This is a genomic window from Agrobacterium tumefaciens (genome assembly GCF_005221385.1).
Taxonomy (GTDB): Bacteria; Pseudomonadota; Alphaproteobacteria; order Rhizobiales; family Rhizobiaceae; genus Agrobacterium; species Agrobacterium tomkonis.
The window spans coordinates 1,506,029-1,523,460 of the sequence record NZ_CP039904.1 but is presented as its reverse complement, the minus strand read 5'-3'; the positions used below and the strand labels follow the sequence as shown (position 1 = coordinate 1,523,460).

Sequence of the window (17,432 nt, the reverse complement as noted above, 5' to 3'; positions counted from 1 at the left end):
CATGAAACTGGCGCTCAGGCACACACAGAATATCGGGGCCACAAAACCCGGCCAATGGAGCTTCGAGCGCGGCCGCCGCGCGATCGGCCGGTCGCGGGATTGCGACTGGCAGATCGACGACAATGAACGGCGTGTTTCCAAGCTGCATTGCACGCTAAGCCGCGACGGCGAAGGTTTTACGATCATCGACCAGAGTGCGAACGGTACGCTTGTCGATGGCCGGCTGCTGCTCGAAGGGGAAAGCGCGCGCCTGCAGGATGGCTCGCAGATCAACATCGGCGGGCAGATTTTCCATGTGGCCATCAGCGGCGATGCCGACCTGGATTTTTCCGATCCCGATGCCTCCCTGCGGATGAGCGACGAGCCCCTGACCATTTCCGCAATCCTTGCCGATATCGCCCCGAACGGGCGTTCCGCCGGCGGGGTGCTGGGCGGCACGCTGCCGCAGGATGACTGGATGGAAACGAGCGGCAGTGCTGCCGGCCAGAAGCCCAAATCCATTTCGCGTAATGTCGAGATCGGCTGGAGCGCTCCGCCCAAGGCCGGTGGAATGGGTATGGTACTTCCGGAAGACTGGGATGAAGAGCCGGCCGCAAGCAGCAGGCACGAGCACACCGATGCGCTGAACACACCGGTCATGATCGCACGTCCGGCATCATCGTCGCAGGGCGAGGATTTCGACAGCGTCTTTCCGGATAAAAATGAAGAGCCGACCGCAGAAGAGACATGGCCGGCGGAAACATCCGGCGCACAGGCTGGGATCAGTGATCTTCTGTCCGCGCTCGAAAGGGAGAATGCCGAGTGCCTGGCCGTTCTCGACATCGAGGGCGATCATGCCGCTGCCGCACCACATGCGTCGCTGAGCGAGCGTCTGGAAACCCTCATTCATCAGCAGCGTCGGCTTACCGCCTCTCTTGAAACACTCATTCACACATGCACGCAGAAACTCGAGCCGCGGCTTCTCGAAGCTTCGGTCGATGCCGGAAACGATATTCGCTCGAAAATCGAGCGCAGGGACTGGCAGGCGCTAATCACCAGGACCGACTACTGGTCCGCCTACAAAAAGCAATTTGAAGAAAACGGTCGTCAATTGCCGGTCAGGCAGTTTCTGCAGCGGGCAGCGCGCGGTGACGCCGCGCCTGTTGCAGAGCCTGACGCGATGACGACCGATGCCAAGGGGGTAAACAACCACGATGAGACATGAAAACCGTGTTGCCTGGAGCGAAGGCATGTTTCTTCGCGTCCAGCATTTCCAGCAATCCGACCGCTGGACGGAGCGCCTCGTGCGCAATACGACGCGCAATCTTTCTCCCTATCCCTGGGGCATTGCCGAGATCGGCATGGATCGCAGCGCGCTGTCGATCGGGCAGTTTGCCCTGTCGAACCTTCGCGGTGTCCTTCCTGACGGCACCCCTTTCGAGGCGCCGGAGGATTCCGATCTGCCGCCGCCGCTTGATCTCGATGACAGCGTCAAGGATGCCATCATCTATCTCGCCCTGCCCGCCCGTCAGCCCGGAAAGGCGGACATGTCCGCGTCGGGCCGCAACGACATCAACAATGTGCGCTTCACCGCCTCAAGCTATGAGGTCTCCGACACCAATATCGAGACGGATTTCATTGCGCCCATTGATGTCGGTCGCCTCAGCCTGAAATTCCTCAAGACCGGCGACGATCTTTCCGGTTACGATCTCATTGGACTGGCGCGGGTGATCGAGGTTCGCTCCGACCGTGCTGTCATCCTCGATCCGGATTTCATTCCACCCAGCCTCACCTGCGCCGCAGCACCTCGTCTCAACGAGTTGCTGACGGAGCTTCTGGGAATCGTGCGCCACCGCGCCCAGGCGATCGCCGAGCGCATCGGTGACCCGACGATCCGCGGAACTGCGGAAGTAGGCGACTATTTCCTGCTGCAAATCCTCAACCGGGCGGATCCGCTGCTTTCGCATCGCGGCGCCAACGCCACGCGTTTTCACCCCATCCGGTTTTACGAGGACTGCATCCAGCTTGCCGGCGAACTCGCCACCTTCACCACGGACAAAAAACGGGCGACGAATTTCCCGCCCTATCGTCATGATGATCTGAAGGCCACCTTCGGCGCGGTTTTCGATGATCTGCGCACTTCGCTTTCGGCGGTTCTGGAACAGGCGGCTGTTGCCATCGAACTGGTGGAACGCCGCCACGGCGTGCGTGTCGGCACCATCCACGACCGCACCCTGCTGCGCGATGCCGGCTTCGTGCTTGCGGTACGTGCTGATATGGCCGCCGAGGACATTCGCCGCCGGTTGCCGGCACAGATCAAGGTCGGGCCGGTGGAGCGGATTTCGGAACTGGTCAATGTCGCGCTGCCGGGCATTCCCGTGCGCTCGCTGCCCGTTCTGCCGCGGCAATTGCCCTATCGTTCGGGCACCATCTATTTCGAAATCGACACGACATCACCGCTTTGGAAACAGCTCGAGACATCAGGCGCCATCGCCCTGCATCTGGCGGGCGAATTTCCCGGACTTGAGCTGGAAATGTGGGCGTTACGCGAATGAGCAACGAAAAGCCCTCCTCCTGGCAGGATTTGCCGACGGTGGTTGAAATCACCGAGGAAAGCCGCCGCCGCAACCAGAACGCCCGCAACATGGCGACGATCCTCGAAGACATCATCGAGACCGACGAGCCGGCCGCGCGGCCGAAGGGCAATACGGCCGCCATGCCGATCGACCAGCTGCTTTCCGGTTTCCGCTTCGGCGGCGAGGATGTTCCGACGCTGGTGCAATCGGCGGCGCCTCTTCTCAACCTCGCGCACCTGCTGCGCTTCAGCGACGCCCAGCCGGACCCGGAGCATCTGCGGCGCGCCTGCCTTGAGGCGATCACCCGTTATGAGCGCGATCTCGCTTCCGCCCGCATCAGCGCCGAGCGGGCACGGGCGGCGCATTATGTCGTCTGTGCGACCGTGGACGATGTCATTCTCAGCAAGCCGTGGGGCGTGCGGGCAGGCTGGGCGCGCTCCGGCCTTGTCTCCACCTTCCACAATGATGTCACCGGCGGCGACCGGGTTTTCGACATTCTCGACCATTTCCACCAGTCGCCCGGCGCCAACAAGGATCTGCTGCTGCTGATCTATCTGTGCCTGTCGCTCGCCTTCGAAGGGCGCACCCGCGTTTCACCGAAGGGGGCTCTGGAGCTTTCGCGCATCCGCGACAGTCTCTACAAGACGCTGATCGGCCAATATGGCGCCTTTGAGCGGGAACTTTCACCGCACTGGAAAGGCGTCGAGGCCCGGCATACGCCATTGCGGACGATGGCGGCACTCTGGACGCTGCTGTCGCTGATGGCGCTCGCCTTCGCGCTTGGCTATCTTTTCTTCACGCTGTCGCTCAACAACGCATCCGATGTCACTTTCGAAAGGCTGGCCCACTTGCCGCCCACCGAAACACCCAGCGTGCTGATCGCGAGCCCTCCAGCGCCACCGGTGAAAACCGAACCCCCGAAGATTGTCGAACCACCCAAGATCGTGGAACCGAAGCAGCCTTCCCGGCTTGAAAAGCTGATGGCCTTCCTGCAGCCGGAGGTCGAAAAGAAGCTGGTCACACTGGCTGACGTCAACGGGCGGCTGCGTGTGCGCATCAACAATTCAGGCCTTTTTGCCACCGGCAGCGCCGAGGTCAGCCCGCAGTTCCGCGATCTGATCCAGCGTATCGGCGGAGCACTCGCCGCCGAAAAATTCCGCGCGGTCGTCATCGGCTATACCGATAACGTGCCGATCAAAACCGTGGAATTCCCATCCAACTGGCACCTTTCCGAGGCGCGTGCGAAGGCGGTCGGAGACATTCTATCGCAATTTGCCGGACCCGAGGCGATCCTGACGGAAGGGCGCGCCGACAGCGATCCCATCGCCGACAACAAGACGCAGGAAGGCCGCGAGACGAACCGCAGAACCGAGATCATGGTCCTGACCAACCCCGATGAAAAACTGAGCGACGCCGGCATTCTCTCGCCGGCCATAGAGAACAGTTCGGGACAGCAGCCGGGAGATGCAAACCCATGAATCCGCTGAGTTATTTTTATACGATCCGATCCTATGTCGAGAGCTATGCGGCCCTCGTCGGACGCCGCTTCCTGTCGCTTCTATGGGTGATCGCGCTTTGCGTCGTCATCTGGTTTTACGGCTATCTGATCGCGCTCGGCGATTTCAAGCCGCTGGGAACGACACAGGCCCGGCTTATCGCCATCGGCATCATTGTGGCCATCTGGCTGGTCTATATCGTCGTCACGATTTACCGCGGCCGCAAGCAGGACAAGGAACTCGTCGACAGCATCGAGCGGGAGGCTCTCGCCAACCGTCAGGCTGAAATCGGCGAAATCCAGACACGCCTGAAAGAAGCCCTGGCGCTGTTGCGGCGTGTCACGAAAAAGCGGTTCGGTTATATATACGATCTGCCCTGGTACGTGATTTTCGGCGCACCGGGCTCCGGCAAGACGACCGCGCTCACCAATTCCGGCCTGCAGTTCCCGCTTGGCGATGCGCTTGGCGAAAACGCGGTGAAAGGCATCGGCGGCACGCGCAACTGCAATTGGTGGTTCGCCGACGAGGCGATACTGATCGACACGGCAGGGCGTTACACCACGCAGGATGATCTCGATGGCTCATCGAAAGCGGGCTGGGAAGGTTTCCTCGGCCTTCTGAGACGATATCGCCGTTCGCAGCCGATCAACGGCGCTTTGGTGACCTTGTCCATCCCCGATCTTCTCACCCGTGATCCCGAGGAGCAGCGGCAGGAACTGCGCTCCATCCGTCAGAGGCTTTCCGAACTGGATGAATATCTGCACGCCCGCGTGCCGGTCTATATCGTGCTGACGAAGGCAGACCTCCTGCATGGCTTCGTGGAATTCTTCGACGGTTTCAACAAGACCGATCGCCAGCAGGTCTGGGGCACGACCTTCAAGCTGGATGAGAGCTATTCCGCCAAGGACCTGCCGCAACGACTGACGGAAGAGTTCGAACTGCTGCAGCAACGGGTCGATGCGATGCTGATCGAACGCCTGCAGCAGGAACAGAATGCGGAGATACGCGGACGCATCTTCCGGTTCCCGGCGGAACTGGCGCGGCTTAAAGACCGGCTTCACGAGGCTCTGACCGAACTTTGCGCAAGTTCCCCGCTGATCGAAGCGCCGCTTCTGCGTGGTGTCTACCTCGCTTCGGGAACACAGCCGGAAACGGAACGTCCCGTCAGCGCGCCACGGGCTCGCCGGAGCTATTTCCTTTCGCGGCTCTTCAAGGACGTCATCTTCCCGGAAGCCGCGCTGGTAATGCGCGACAAACGCCTTTCGAGGCGGCAGCTGCTTGTCCGGCGCATTGCCTATACGGCGTGCGCCGTCGCGGTTGCCGTCGTCTTCACGGGCTGGATTTTTACCTATTTCGCCAATACGCAGGCGCTGGCAGAAGCCGACCGCAAACTCGGAGCCTATGAGCAGCTGGTTCAGGGTATTCCCGTGCGCGATGTCGCCGACGCCGATTTCCTGCGCATTCTTCCGGCACTCGATAATCTGCGCGATGTCAACTCCGGCTTTGCACGGGAGCGCGTGTGGAATGTCAGTTTCGGCCTCGATCAGGAAGACAAGATCGCCGGGCGGCAGCGCGATGCCTATCAGCGCGCGCTCAACGCCCTTCTGCTGCCACGCATGATCGTGCAATTGCAGAAACAGCTGAAGGACGAAAAGGATGTGACCCGCACGTTCAATTCGCTGAAGCTCTATGGAATGCTTGGCGGCATGGGCGCATTGGACCGGGATTTCCTGACCATGCAGACGCATCAGATGTTCGCGTCCCTTTATCCCGGCGACGGAAGAGGGGCAGCCCGGGAGGCACTTGACCAGCACGCAAAGGCACTGGCGGATGGCGTACTCGCCCCGATCGAGCTTGATGCCCGCCTCATCGCCACCGCCCGCGAAACCATCCGGGATCAGGCGATCGGTACACGTGCCTATGATATTCTCGCCGGCCTTCCGCAGGCGCAGGAGCTGATGGAATGGACGCCCGCCACGGCCTTCGGCCCGCTGGGAGAACGCGCCTTCGAACGCCGCAGCAAAGCGCCGATGGCGGAGGGCATAGAAGGCCTCTTCACGGCGCAAGGATATCGCAGCGTCGTCATTCCACAGGTCGCCAACGCAGCGCGTATCGCGCTTTCAGAGGGATGGGTGCGTGGTTCCGACGACGCGATCCGCGGCGCAACGGTCGAACAGGTGGCACAGGCCGCGCTGCAAATCTATTTCGACCGTTTCGAGAAGAGATGGGCCGATGCGTTGGCCGATCTAAGGGTCAAGCCCTCCCAGACGCTGGGCGACGCGGTGGAAACAACCCGCGCACTTGCCAATGAACGCAACATTCTGGTGGAGGCGGCAAAATCCATCGCCGAAGCGACCGATCTGCGCCCGAGCGTGGGAGCAAATCCGGCCAGCCTCGCTTCCGCCGCCGAAGGCGATGCAACGGCAGCCGTTCTTGCCGCCACCGTGAATGCGGCGGCCCCCTATGCGCGATTGCGGGATATGCTGGCAGCCAAGGGAACGGCCCCGGCAACGGGCGCGGAAACCAATGGCGGCAAGGCCGCGGGTTCTCCAGCGGAGCAGCTGCTTTCGAATTTCAAGATGCTGAACGAGCAGCTCGCCCGCTCGGCAACGACCTCTGATGAGGTTGCCAAGGTATTCGATGTGGACAGCCAGCTGACCAAGGCCAATCAGGACCTGCTGCAACAGGCACGCGAACTGCCGGCACCGCTCGATGTCTGGGTGGCGGGTGTAGCTGCCGATGTCGGCTCGCTGGCGGTCAAATCCGCACGCAGCCGTATTGCGGACCTCTGGGCGGCCGATTCAGCATCTCTCTGCTCTTCGATCGTGACGGGGCGTTATCCTTTCGACCGGTCGTCTTCCCGCGATGTCGCGATTGCGGATTTTACCCGTCTCTTCGGCCCGACCGGGGTTTTCCAGAGCTTCTTCAAGCAGCGCATGGAGCCTTTCGTCGACAAGACGACAACCCCCTGGAGCTGGAAAGGCACTTTCGGCGCCGCCGGCATTCCAAGCAGCGCCATCGCCCAGTTCGAAAATGCCGACAAGATTTCGCGTGCCTTCTTCCCGAATGGCAGCGAGACGCCGGCGGTTGCGATCAATGTCAAGCCCGTTTCGCTCACCAATGCCTCCAGCGCCGTCATGCTGGAAATCGAGGGTGAGCGCGTGGTTTATTATCACGGTCCAATACAGGCGAAATCGATCACCTGGCCGTCCCGTGAGAACACGGCCAGCCTGTCGCGCATCGCCTTCCAACCGGGCGGCTGGCAGCAGGCGAAAACCGAAAACGGCGACTGGTCGCCATTCCGCCTGTTCGACGGCGCAAATATCGAAAGCCAATCGGGTGATCTTTTGCGGGTACGGTTTGATAATGGCGGCCAGACGGCCGAGTTTGATATTCAGTTCGGCTCGGTTCTCAACCCATTCAGACTGGAGGCGATGTCGAGCTTTGCCTGCCCTCAGCAGTTTTGACGGCAGGTGGCATATTGATTTGCAACGGAGGGGAGTAAGGATGGCAACGATGACGACAACCTCAGCGGTTGTTTCCGTCTGATGGTCAATCAGGCATCGAGACCCGCGGAAACCGCAGCGGAAAGCGACCGCATCGGTTTCTTCGGCAAGGTACCCAGCCACGGCGATTTCATCTCCGACGGCCTTGAACGGGAATTGATCAGCACCTTTGACGACTGGATGCGATCCGGCCTGCATGCCTGTGCGGATATGTTCGCGGGCCGCTGGCCAGCCATATTCTCATCGTCGCCGCCCATACGCTTCATTGTCGAAAGGGGCATCTGGGGAAACTGCGCCTATGTGGGCGTGCTGCTGCCCAGCACGGACCGGGTGGGGCGGAAATATCCGCTGGCCATCATCGCCCAGCTTAACAATTTCCGGAAACACCCAAGAACGCTCTATCTGGACGATACCTGGTTCATGGCGGCCGAGGCCCTGGCCGAGACATCCACGACCGGCGATTTCGAGATTGCGCGCTTCAACGCTGCGGTCAGGAAACTGCGGCTGCCCAAACCCCGGGAGGAGGATGACGAACGGGAGATGGTGCGGGGCCGACCGCCAACCAGTCTCTGGTGGCATATCGATCCCCTTAGTCGCCGCCCGCGGGGGCTCAAATTCGATGGCAAGCCGAAGGCTTCCGATTTCATGCGCCTGTTCAGCGAAATGGCGGGCAAGAACGATGAGGAAGGGACGGGTGCCGCGCGCGCCCATGCGCGGACCCAAGACAGTGCGCCCGCGCAAGCGCCTCCACCCATTCGGCCTGCGCGCTCTGCCGAGCAGCCATCGCCGGTGATTTACGGCTATGCGACGCACGCGGGAACGCGGCTGTCCCTGAATGCGGATTCGCTTTTCGTTTCAAGAAATCCTGCCCTCTTCGCCATAGCCGACGGACAGGGCGATACGCACGGCGCCGTGGAGGCCGCCCGTCAGGTCACCAATATTCTGGCGGAGACGCCGGATGCCGACAATCCGGAGATAATGACGCAGAACATCCGGGGAAAGCTCGGCACCGTTAACAGCCTTCTTTTGTCACGGCAGGCCGCAGCAGCAGAAAACAGGCCGGCCGCCAGTGTGGTCATCGCCCATATCAGCGGCGACAGGCTGAGCATCGTCTGGTCCGGCGACGCACGCGCTTATCTTCTTAAAAACGGAACGATGCACCAGCTTTCACGCGATCACGTCATTGTCGGCATGAAAAAGCAGCTGTCCCAATGCGTCGGTCTTTCCCAACAGTTCCGGCCGGATATCATCCATGAGGATTGGGGTCCGCAGGACAGGCTGCTTCTGTGCAGCGCCCCGCTGGTACAGATCCTGAGAGAGCGGACAATTGCCGAGGTCGTCAGTGGCACGCTTCTCAAGGAGTGCGCCGGCGCGTTGATACAGGAAGCGCTGATCGAAAACGCACGCGAAAACATCAGCGCCATCGTGATTGGAAACGAGCGTGAGCAACGATGAGCTGGAAGGCCGGGATTTTGCATATTTGCAGGTGAGCACGCGCTTTTCCGAACTGTGGAGGAGTATTCGCCATGACGGCGCGCGGGAAAGGCCTACCGAAGAACAGAACGACCTGATCGATCAGCTGCGAAATGCGCTCGATCGAAAGGTCTCGCATTTTTCCGCAGTAAAACCCGTCTGGATTGCCGACAGCTTTGCCGTCGAGGGGATTGCCCATGAGAGCGAGACGACGCTGCTCTTGAAATTGCGACACCGCGACGTCGGCTCCCTTCACGCCCTGAAAACCGTGCCGTCGGCATTGGCAGACGATGCCACGCTGGTGCAAAGGCTACGGGAGGAGGCGCAGATCGGGCTTGCCCTGCGCCATCCGTGCCTTGTGGAAACATCCGCGCTGTTGCGATTGCCCGATGGGCGGCCGGGACTTTTGCAGCCATGGCTCCCGTTATCGCTGGTGTCGCAGACCAACATCCGGCCAATCACCTTGCAGGATGCGGTTGTTGCGCTTCGCCGTGTTCTGGAAGGCCTGAATGCCATGCATATGCAGGGATATGTTCATTGCGATGTGACGCCTGCCAATATTCTGCTGCAGGAGGACGACGTCACAACCGGCAGGCTCGGCGATTTCGGCATTGCGCTGGAAATTGGCCAGAAGCACAGGCAACGGGGCATGGCATTTGCCGCCTCGGCCGGCTTTGCGTCACCGGAGCAGATGCAGGGTGCGGCAGCAAACCCAAATCAGGATATATTCTCAGTCGGACGACTTGCCTCACGGCTCATCGTAACAATGGGGGAGCAGGCAACGGAAAAGCTTACGCATTTCGCCTCCGCCTGTTGCCATGACGATCCCGCTTCGCGACCGCAATCGGCAATGGATGCGCTACAGCTTTTGTAGCGCAGCCTGTCAGTTGCCACTGCCGGGTTGAGGAGCGGCAGCCGTCGGCACGCTCTTCTGGAACACGGTCAGCAGCTTTGCCGAATCCACCAGCGGTGCGTTGCTGGCGTAAAGCACGTCGCCCTTCTGCATCTGGAAGAGCTGCATGAGCGCGATGCTGGACGCATCCCGCATATTGACGTGATAGATCACCGGCCGCATGCTCGTTGCCGTCGCAACCGGGCCCTTGGCGCCGGAAGCAGTCGCCGCCGGAACCTGAGTGATCTCGTTGCGGAAGACATAGACATTGCGGGCGTCGGCGCGGTCATCCAGCAAACCGCCAGCGCGGCCGACGGCCTGCGCCAATGTCAGCTTCCCGGTTTCGAACTGGAATTCCCCGGCGCTCTTGAAAGCGCCAAGCGCCGTGTAGCTGGCGGCATCGCCATCGATCATGACCTGATCATCAGGCGAAAGACGGATATTCTGGCGATCTTCCCGCATGACGCGGTCAAGCGGCGCACTGGCTCTCTGCGAGCCGCGAACGACGGTGACCGTGGCTGCACCCGGGGCAACCGTCGGGCCACCGGCCTGATTGAGTGCATCGAGCACCCGCTCCTGACGGGCGGTGAGTACGATCTTTCCGGCGTTCTTGACCGCACCGCTGAGCATCACTGCACTCGTCGGCTTGTCGACGACGGTGACGACCGCCTGCGGGTTGACGGCCGAGCCCTTGAGCCCGGCGACGACCTGGGATTGCAGCCCCTCGGGCGTCGAATCCACCACTCTCTGCTTGCCGACGAACGGAATATTGACCGACCCGCTTTGATCCACAGTGAAGCGGCCAAGGTTGAGGGTCTTGCTTTGTGTCGGGGAGAAAAGCCCGTCCTCACCCGTATCCAGCACGGTGATGTCGATCACGTCGCCGCGCCGCAATCTCTGGGCGTTGTAACCGGTATTGCGAAGCGCGGTGAGCCCGGGGCCGGAAGCACTCTGCAGGCCTGACGCGGAGACGGTGGCCGCAGGTGCGTTCGCCAGTTCGATGACCGGGATTTTTTCGTTGGTTCGAGGGAAAGTCGCAGACCGGATATTGCCCGCAGTCGGCCCGTCAGATGGTTTTGCACATGCGCTCAGCAGAGCAACCAGCAGAACCGCCCCCAACTTTTTCATCCCGCATCCCCTCGATGATTCAACCTGACGCAGAGATAACATCACGATACGTCACCGCAACAACTTTGGCGGTTGTAATTCAGAGAATGCTTGTTTTCCAAAGAAAAGGTGTGACCATTCCGCAACCTTTTCACCGGCATTCACCCCAGACCCCAACAATGTACCGATGAGAAATAACCTGCCTCCGCCCGCCGCAAAATTGGATGGAACGGTTTTGCAATGCGGGAGTTTGTTTTCTGCAAACCAAGACAGGAGGAAGAACAATGGATCACACCAATCACGTACGTCTGGTTGAAACGGAACTCACACCTTCGGTGCTCGAAGGAGCGACCGTTTATGGTGCGGACGACCACAAGGTCGGCAAGGTTGACCATGTCCACGGCGTTGGAGCCGGCAGCACCGCAATCATCGATGTCGGCGGCTTTCTCGGCATCGGCGCAAAGCCCGTCGCCGTGCCGCTCAGCGATCTCGATTTCATGCGGGATGAGGACGGCGATGTCCACGCGGTTACCTCATGGACGAAGGACCAGCTGAAGGACATGCCCGAGCATCGTCATTGATCTAAAAAAGCGCCCGGCGATTTGCCGGGCGTTTTCTCCACTTACAGGCGGCACTTGCGTCTGCCAAACGTCAGACGGCGAGGAAACCGCCATCCACAGGCAACACGGCGCCGGAAATCATCTTGCTGTCATCAGATAGCAGCAGCGCGATGCTCTGTGCCACCTCTTCAGCTTCGGCAAAACGGTTGAGCGGATGGCGAACCATCATCGGCTGACTCTTGACGGGATCGTTCCAGGCTTCCGCCGCCAGTTCGGTCAGCGTAATGGTCGGCGCAACAGCGTTAACGCGGATACCGTGCGCGCCAAGCTCCTTGGCGAGAACACGGGTTGCGCCTTCAAGCCCGGCCTTCGACGCCGCATAGCATAGATGATCCTGAAAACCGCGATGGCCGGCGATAGAGGTGATGTTGACGATTGCGCCACCGCCACCCAGCGCAACGCGTGCGCGGGCAAATTCCTGGCAGGTGACGAGAGCGGCACGCAGGTTGATGCCCAGCACGGCCTCGTAACCGGCATCGCTCATGTCAAGCACGCTTTCCAGCACGTTGATGCCGGCGCTGTTGATCAGGAAATCGCAAGGACCAGCCTCCGCCATGGCGGCACGGGTGGCGGCGACATCGGCAAGATCGACACGGATTGAACGGCCGCCAATTTCGCTTTTCAGGCTGTCGAGATCGGACTGCGTGCGGCTGATCGCCACCACTTCCGCACCGCGTGCGGCCATCAGCTGTGCACAGGCGCGGCCGATGCCTTTGCCTGCGCCGGTGATGATGACGGATTTTCCGGAAAACTGCATGGAATCCTCGTTATTTGCGGCCAATGCGGCCGGATGATCTAAGCTTGTGACGCGGGGTTCAGGAATGGCTGGCGGCTCGAATGGCGCGCGCCGCATTCTGCAACGCCAGAAACGCGTCGTAACGCGACTGGTGGACTTTCTGAAAAGCAGGATCAGGCGTTGCACAGCTGGCGATACGCGACATGGCCGGCATCGCTGCCATCAGGTCCGGATAGCTTCCGGCAGCAACCGCACCGAGCATTGCAGATCCAAGAAGCACCGGCTCTTCGCATTCGGTGCGTTCGACCGGAAGCCCCGTCGCGTCCGCCAGCAATTGCCTGGCAAGCGGATGAGCGCCTGCCCCGCCGCTGACACTGATGGTTTCGACAGGCGCGCCGTTGCGAGCCTGGGTCTCGATGATCTGGCGAAGCCCGTAACCGAGGCCGAGAAGCCCCGCGACGTAGAGCGCGACGAGCGAATCGACGCCGGTCTCCATGCCATAACCGGCAATGACCGCGCGGGCATGGGGATCGGCAAAGGGGGCACGGTTGCCGAGAAACTCCGGCACCACATGAAAATCCTCGGCAATCTCAGCTGCGGCGGAAGCGGATGCGGCAATTCCGAGCGCGCGGTCGGCAAGCCAAACCGGCAAGGCTTTGCCTTCCTTCTCGGCAAGCGCCTTCGCCTCGGCAAAGGCGGGGTGCAACTGCACCAGATAATCGATGGCCGCACCGGCGGCAGACTGGCCGCCTTCGTTGAGCCACGCGCCGGGAACCATGGCGGAATAATAGGGACCCCAGACACCCGGCACGAAAGCGGGTTCGGCGGTGGTGGTCATGGTGCAGGACGAGGTGCCGAAAACATAACCGAGGCATCGCGAGGCATCACCGCCTGCAGCCACCGTGCCGACGCCGCCGGCATGGGCATCGATAAGCCCTGCGGCGACGGCGGTGCCTGCCACCAGCCCCATGGCTTTCGCCGCATCTTCGGTCAGGCCAGCGCCCAGTGCCGTACCGGGATGCACGACGTTTTCACCGATGCGTCGGAAGCCCTGCTCCGCCAGATCACCAAGCCCGATGCGGTTGAAATATTCCGCATCCCAGCGGCTTTCATGGGCAAGATAAGTCCACTTGCAGGTTACCGTGCAGGCGGAACGATCGAGTGCACCGGAAGCCTTCCATGTCAGAAAATCCGTCAGGTCGAAGAAATGCTCGGCACGCGCATAAATATCCGGCCTGTTTTCGCTGAGCCACAGCAGCTTGGGCGTCTGCATTTCCGGGGAAATGCGGCCGCCGACATATTTCAGGACGGCATGTTCACCGGCATTGATGCGTTCAGCCTGTTCAACGGCGCGGTGGTCCATCCAGACGATGATATCGCGTTCGGGATGATCGGCAGCGCCGACCGGCAGGGTCTCATCGTCAGGCCCGCGCACGACAAGCGAGCAGGTGGCATCGAAACCGATGCCGGCAACCTCGGCGGGATCGATGCCGGCGCGAGAAACGCTTTCGCGAACACTATCGCAAACGGCCTGCCATACTTCGCCGCTCGATTGCTCGGCAATGCCGCCATCCTCGCGGTGCATGCTGATCGGGCGCTTGGCAGTAGCGAGAAGCTTGCCCGCGACATCGAAGACACCGGCCCGCGCCGAGCCTGTCCCGACATCGACGCCAACAAGGTAGGAAGCCATTTGCGATACTCCTCGGAGCGGATCATCCGGTGCTTGAACGATATGGAGCGGCTGGACCGGTTCCGATTTTTCCAGCCGCCCCTGAAGTTTTTAGACGCGGTCGAAGTTGGTCGGGAGAACCAGCATGTCGCGGATGGTGACGGTGCGCTTGCGCGTCAGCATGTAGATAACGGCATCCGCCACTTCGCTCGCATCAATAAGGCTACCCGATTCCTTGGCCTTGCGGAGGTTTTCCTCCGGCCAGTCTGCGAGAAGTGCGGAGACGACCGGGCCGGGAGAGACCTGCGCGACGCGCACGCCATGCGGGATCATCTGGCGGCGCATGCCCTGCACGAAGCTGGTGATCGCCCATTTCGAGCCCGAATAGACCGGTTCCCAATAGGTCGGGAAATGGCCGGCGATCGAGCAGGTGACAACGATATCGCCTGTCTTGCGCGCAGACATATGCGGCACGACGGCCTGCACATTCTTCATCACGGCGTTGACGTTCAGGTTCAGCATCTTGTCGATGGCTTCCGGTGTTGTTTCGGTCAGCTCACCGCCGATATAAGTGCCGGCATTGCAGTAGAGAATGTCGATATGATCGACCTTCTCCAGGATTTCGGGGATCATGGCGTTGCAGCTGTCGGCATCCAGAAGGTTGGTGACCTGCGGAATGGCGCGCTCGCCGAGCTTGGCGGCCAGATCTTTCAAGGCTTTCTCGTTCCAGTCGACCATGACCACGGTTGCGCCCTGTTCCAAGAGCGCTTCCGTTGTGGCAAGCCCGATGCCGGATGCGGCGCCGGTGATGACCGCGATCTTGCCTTGCAGCGATTCAGACATTTAATTCTCCTGCGTTTATGAAGATATTTCCGGGCCGGCTCAGCGCCAATCGCGCCCGATATAGATAGCCAGCAGGATGATGCCGCCCTTGATGACATCCTGCAGATAGGGGTTGATGCCCATCAGGTTGAGGCCGTTATTGAGAATACCGAGCAGCACCGCACCGATGAGCGTACCGAGAATGAGACCCCTGCCGCCGGCAATCGCCGTGCCGCCGAGAACGACGGCCGCAATGGCATCCAGTTCGAAGCCGACGCCGGCATTGGGCTGACCACTCATCAGACGGCCCGTGAGGATGAGGGCCGCAAGTGCTGCCGTGACGCCCGAGATGCCATAGACGGCAAGCTTGACGCGCCGGGTCTTTACGCCTGAAAGGCGGGCCGCCAACTCGTTGCCGCCAAGTGCGTAGACGTGACGGCCGAAGGCCGTGCGCTGCAACAGCACCCATGCTACCGCGTAAATCACCACCATGATGATGACCGGCACCGGAACGACGCCGACGCGGCCGACGCCGAACCAGGAGATCCAGCTCGGAATGCCGCTGACCGGATAACCACCGGAATAGATGAGGCCGAGGCCACGCGCCATGCCCATGGTGGCAAGCGTGACGATGATGGCGGGCATCTTGCCCCAGGCGACAAGCGCACCGTTGAAGATGCCGATGCCTAACCCGATGAACAGGCCAGCCGGCAGGGCAACTGCGGGAGACAGGCCGGTGTTCACCATGAGGCCAGCGGACAGCGTGCCGACAAGCGCCATGACCGCACCGACAGACAGGTCGATGCCACCGGTGAGGATGACGAAGGTCATGCCGACGGCGAGAATGCCGACGACGGAAACCTGCCGCAGCACGTTCATGATGTTGTTGACACTGAAGAAATTGTCGCTCGCAAGCCCCATCAGGATCGATACGACAATCAGGCCCGCCAGAGGCAGGGCGAGCGGCGAGCGCAGCATGGCACTGAGACTGAAGCCGCCCGTTTTCGCGGCAGTGCCGGTGTTTGCATCAAGCGACATGTTCAACTCTCCCGGTGGTGGCGTTTGTCATTATTGTTTCTGAATTGATGTCGTCACCTTCCACGGTGGCGACGATGCCGCCGGAGCGGAAGACGCAGACCCTGTCGGACATGCCGATCACTTCCGGCAGCTCCGAGGAGATCATGATGATGGAATGTCCCCTGGCGGCGAATTCGCGCATCAGCGAATAGATTTCCGCCTTGGCGCCCACATCGATGCCGCGCGTCGGCTCATCGAAGATCAGCACACGCATGTCATGGTTCAGCCAGCGGGCAATCACGATCTTCTGCTGGTTGCCGCCGGACAGCGTGTCGACGCGGGCGTAGGGCCCTTGCGCCTTCACCTGCACTTGCGCCATGGCCTTTGTCGTGTGCTCCAGTTCCTTTTTGAGGTCGAGGAACCAGTGGGCCTTGCGGTATTTGCGATAGTTGTTGAGCGAAATATTCTGCAGGATGGAGAAGCTGGTGATCAGCCCCTCCTCCTTGCGGCTCTCCGGCAACAGGCCGATACCGCGCATCAGCGCTTCATCAGGGCCGGAAAAACGCGTGTCCACGCCGTCGACCTTGACCTTGCGGCGCGAAGCGGAGTGCGCGCCGAGCATCGCCAGCACCGTTTCCGTGCGACCGGAGCCGACAAGGCCGGCAAAGCCGAGAATTTCACCCTTGCGCAGCGCAAAGCGCGAGACGGGGCCGCCCTTCTTCAATTGCAGCTCTTCCACTTCGATCACGCTTGCGGCGGAAGGATCGAGCTGCGGCTTCGGCGGGAAGCTGGATTCGATGCGCCGGCCGACCATCATCTCGACCAGACGGTCGTTATCGACCTCCGAAGTCAGGCAGGAGCCGATCAGTTCGCCATCGCGCAGAACGGTGATGCGGTCGCAAATCTCGAATATTTCCTCGAGGTGATGCGAAATGAAGATGATCGCCACGCCCTGACGCCGCAGCTCGCGCATGACCTTGAAGAGGTGTTCGGTCTCGGACGGGGTGAGCGTCGCGGTCGGCTCGTCGAGAACGAGGATGCGGGCATCCAGCGACAGTGCCTTGGCAATTTCGACAAATTGCTGCTGGGCAACCGAAAGGTGATGGACGGGCACATCGAGCGGAACATCCACTGCCAGCCGGCTCATGATCTCGGCCGCGCGCTTGCGCATGGCGCCCTTGTTCAAAAGGCGAAGCGGCCCGCGGATTTCGCGGGCAAGGAACATGTTTTCCACGGCATTGAGATAGGGGATCAGGCTGAATTCCTGAAACACGATGCCGACGCCGGCGGCAATCGCCTCATCATAATTGGCGAAGCGGCGATCCTTGCCGTCAATGCGGATCGTTCCCTCCGATGGCTGCAAAATGCCGCACAGGATCTTCATCAAAGTCGACTTGCCGGCGCCGTTTTCGCCCAGAAGCGCATGCACCTCGCCGGCGCGCGCCTCAAGGTCGACGCCGCGCAGGACTTCGATCTTGCCAAAGCTTTTTCTTATTCCATTCAGTTCCAGCATTTCACCCTCCTCAATGGTCGGGATTT

At 61.0% G+C, this 17,432-nt stretch carries 13 protein-coding genes; 7 read left to right on the top strand and 6 right to left on the bottom strand.

Going from position 1 to position 17,432, the window contains the following annotated elements; genetic code table 11:
• Position 1: 1 nt before the first annotated feature.
• The 6 genes from CFBP6623_RS22225 to CFBP6623_RS22200 all read left to right on the top strand — a co-directional run bounded on the left by CFBP6623_RS22225 (position 2) and on the right by CFBP6623_RS22200 (position 9,904).
• Positions 2-1,204 (top strand): type VI secretion system-associated FHA domain protein, encoded by a 1,203-nt coding sequence (locus CFBP6623_RS22225; RefSeq protein WP_046801030.1) that lies wholly within the window; start codon positions 2-4, stop codon positions 1,202-1,204.
• Positions 1,194-2,534: a type VI secretion system baseplate subunit TssK gene (gene tssK, locus CFBP6623_RS22220; protein ID WP_046801031.1), complete on the top strand. Its 1,341-nt coding sequence runs from the start codon at positions 1,194-1,196 to the stop codon at positions 2,532-2,534. Before CFBP6623_RS22225 ends, tssK begins: the two co-directional genes overlap by 11 nt.
• On the top strand, positions 2,531-4,033 hold the full coding sequence (tssL, locus tag CFBP6623_RS22215; RefSeq protein WP_080842917.1) for a type VI secretion system protein TssL, long form: 1,503 nt from the start codon (positions 2,531-2,533) through the stop codon (positions 4,031-4,033). The genes tssK and tssL overlap by 4 nt, the downstream gene beginning before the upstream one ends.
• On the top strand, positions 4,030-7,518 hold the full coding sequence (gene tssM, locus CFBP6623_RS22210; protein WP_046801033.1) for a type VI secretion system membrane subunit TssM: 3,489 nt from the start codon (positions 4,030-4,032) through the stop codon (positions 7,516-7,518). Before tssL ends, tssM begins: the two co-directional genes overlap by 4 nt.
• Positions 7,519-7,599: 81 nt before the next feature.
• Positions 7,600-9,012, top strand: a complete 1,413-nt coding sequence (gene tagF, locus CFBP6623_RS22205) for a type VI secretion system-associated protein TagF (RefSeq protein ID WP_046801034.1) — start codon at positions 7,600-7,602, stop codon at positions 9,010-9,012.
• A complete protein-coding gene (locus CFBP6623_RS22200; protein WP_137002575.1) occupies positions 8,999-9,904 on the top strand; it encodes a protein kinase domain-containing protein in 906 nt (301 codons plus the stop codon). The genes tagF and CFBP6623_RS22200 overlap by 14 nt, the downstream gene beginning before the upstream one ends.
• Before the next feature lie 9 nt (positions 9,905-9,913).
• On the opposite strand, the gene CFBP6623_RS22195 is transcribed toward CFBP6623_RS22200, so the two are convergent.
• Positions 9,914-11,050, bottom strand: coding sequence for a polysaccharide biosynthesis/export family protein (locus CFBP6623_RS22195; protein WP_046801035.1), 1,137 nt, complete (start codon positions 11,048-11,050; stop codon positions 9,914-9,916).
• A gap of 263 nt (positions 11,051-11,313) precedes the next feature.
• Here CFBP6623_RS22195 and CFBP6623_RS22190 point away from each other — a divergent pair, with 263 nt between their 5' ends.
• On the top strand, positions 11,314-11,610 hold the full coding sequence (locus CFBP6623_RS22190) for a PRC-barrel domain-containing protein (protein ID WP_003522015.1): 297 nt from the start codon (positions 11,314-11,316) through the stop codon (positions 11,608-11,610).
• 70 nt (positions 11,611-11,680) lie between these two features.
• Here CFBP6623_RS22190 and CFBP6623_RS22185 read toward each other — a convergent pair whose 3' ends face one another.
• The 5 genes from CFBP6623_RS22185 to CFBP6623_RS22165 form a co-directional block, all read right to left on the bottom strand.
• Positions 11,681-12,406 carry an SDR family oxidoreductase gene (locus tag CFBP6623_RS22185; protein ID WP_046801119.1) on the bottom strand — a complete coding sequence of 242 codons (726 nt, stop codon included), beginning with the start codon at positions 12,404-12,406 and terminating at the stop codon, positions 11,681-11,683.
• 58 nt (positions 12,407-12,464) lie between these two features.
• Positions 12,465-14,075, bottom strand: a complete 1,611-nt coding sequence (locus tag CFBP6623_RS22180) for an FGGY-family carbohydrate kinase (protein WP_080842916.1) — start codon at positions 14,073-14,075, stop codon at positions 12,465-12,467.
• Between the two features lie 90 nt (positions 14,076-14,165).
• The gene (locus CFBP6623_RS22175; RefSeq protein ID WP_046801037.1) at positions 14,166-14,897 is read right to left on the bottom strand and encodes an SDR family oxidoreductase; all 732 of its coding nucleotides are present in this window, start codon (positions 14,895-14,897) and stop codon (positions 14,166-14,168) included.
• A 39-nt stretch (positions 14,898-14,936) separates the two neighbouring features.
• A complete protein-coding gene (locus CFBP6623_RS22170) occupies positions 14,937-15,914 on the bottom strand; it encodes an ABC transporter permease (protein WP_046801038.1) in 978 nt (325 codons plus the stop codon).
• Positions 15,904-17,406, bottom strand: coding sequence for a sugar ABC transporter ATP-binding protein (locus CFBP6623_RS22165; RefSeq protein ID WP_046801039.1), 1,503 nt, complete (start codon positions 17,404-17,406; stop codon positions 15,904-15,906). The genes CFBP6623_RS22170 and CFBP6623_RS22165 overlap by 11 nt, the downstream gene beginning before the upstream one ends.
• Positions 17,407-17,432 lie beyond the last annotated feature (26 nt).